Source organism: Photorhabdus sp. RM96S (assembly GCF_042879335.1).
Lineage (GTDB): Bacteria > Pseudomonadota > Gammaproteobacteria > Enterobacterales > Enterobacteriaceae > Photorhabdus > Photorhabdus kayaii.
This window is the reverse complement of the sequence record NZ_JBHFKT010000107.1, coordinates 1-1,850: the sequence shown is the minus strand read 5'-3', so window position 1 is coordinate 1,850 and position 1,850 is coordinate 1. Positions and strand designations below refer to the sequence as shown.

Genomic DNA, 1,850 nt, shown 5'->3' with positions numbered 1-1,850 from the left:
TATATACCCGTCATCTTTCAAGTTGCCTCTTTGTTGGCGGCACTCGCTCACCCCGGTCACATAGTTTGCTATGCTCCCGGGGATTCACTCCCTTGCCGTCGCGATGCATCTTGAAATCCATAGGGTATAAACATCATAGGGAATTAAAAGTTTCTTAAAAGCAAAGTATAGAGGATAAAGTGAAAATAAAGAAAAAATAATATATATGTAACCCATTTTTTACCCCCTAATATGACTTGTATTGTCCATATATTATTAGAATCTATCTTTCATATTTATTTGATAACAACTCGTCTCGCTATTATATAAGGAACGCAGATTAAATAACCTAAAGCTAAAGAGTAATAATGTAAAAAGTCATTGTCAGTGATATCCACATTAAAAAAAGGTATTGAATCGAAATTAAAAACATAAAGATGAAATGCTGAAAAGGCCAATGGTAATATTATTGCGTAAAAATGGGGATAAAAATTAGATGACATCAATAGTCTTTTTATGCAGAAATAAACAGGGAATAGAAGAATTAAGGACAATGAAACATAATCCAAATTCATCAATAACTCCTCGCCTGACCATATATAGTGTTTAAATCACCATTATCAAATAAAGCATAAAAATGAATTATTATTTACATCCTTAATATATCTGATGAATAAATCATTAATCTAGGGTGAGTTTATTCTATTTGAAAAATTACCATTTGTTTTTCCTATAATGTTTGCCGCATGCGATCATAAATGTAATGGTACACAAGAAAGATAGTATAAAAGAAGTGTATAGAATAAAATCATTATCTGATGTGGATACACTAAGAAATGGAATTCGACCAGTATAGGCAACATTTAGATGAAAAATGTTAGATGCCATCATAAGTAATACAGCTAAAAGGTTAATGTAAACATCATAGGGAATTAAAAGTTTCTTAAAAGTACAATATAGTGGATAGAGTCCAAGTAAAGAAAAAATAATATATAAATAGTCTACCATTCTATATCTTCCTTCAATATGATCTATATTGCCCAAAAACGGTATTTGCGTCACCGAAAATCTCTAAAGCTATCTCTTTGTAATTCATCGTTTCTATACCTCGTCGTTTCAAACCAATAAGCAGATCAGCATTTATATACCGATATAATCTTTGATTGTCTGATTAAAGCTTATAACCAAAAAAACCATTAATAGACATACCAACATCAACCGATGTATATACCACATCAGCATCGCGTTTATCCATTCCAAAAGCTTTTTCTCCAACCCCTTCATAGACGAATTTAACTGGCCCAGTATAGCTTTCGCGATAAAGGATATAATAACCACTTTCAACAATATTATTGAAGCCATGAGCCATCAATGGTGCTCCAAGTGCTGCTCCAACACCGGTATCAATAGCAAGAAATCCACCTATGAGTTGTATGCTGCCAGATACAAATCCAATCCATGAGACAATCAAATTAACTGTTTCATTATTCCTGCTTTTAGTATTTTCACTGTTTACCTTTTTCTTTACAACAATGGCTTGCCTTACACTCTTTTGAGAAAGCATTGCATCTTGCTCTTCTAATGATCGGATTTCTTCGTCTAATAAAGCTATTGCTTCAGAGATTGAGATCTCCCCGGTATTTATCTTTGATGTGTTTTCTTGGCAATAGGCCATGACTTCACCGATAAAATGGTCTTTGGCCAGACTCCATTTTACATATTTATCGGCAACTCTGTTCATAAGCATCATCAATTCATTTTGTTTATCCATTTGAATTTTTAGGAGTTTTCTTTCTTCATTGTTACTGTTATCCAAGTATCCTCTGGCCGAAGGATTTCTTTCGTAAAATTCATCTAAAGCATCCATAATG

At 32.9% G+C, this 1,850-nt stretch carries 1 protein-coding gene; it reads right to left on the bottom strand.

Going from position 1 to position 1,850, the window contains the following annotated elements:
- Window positions 1-1,150 precede the first annotated feature (1,150 nt).
- On the bottom strand, window positions 1,151-1,850 hold a 700-nt coding region (locus ACGF49_RS24430; RefSeq protein WP_387493267.1), incomplete at its 5' end, for a DUF4225 domain-containing protein.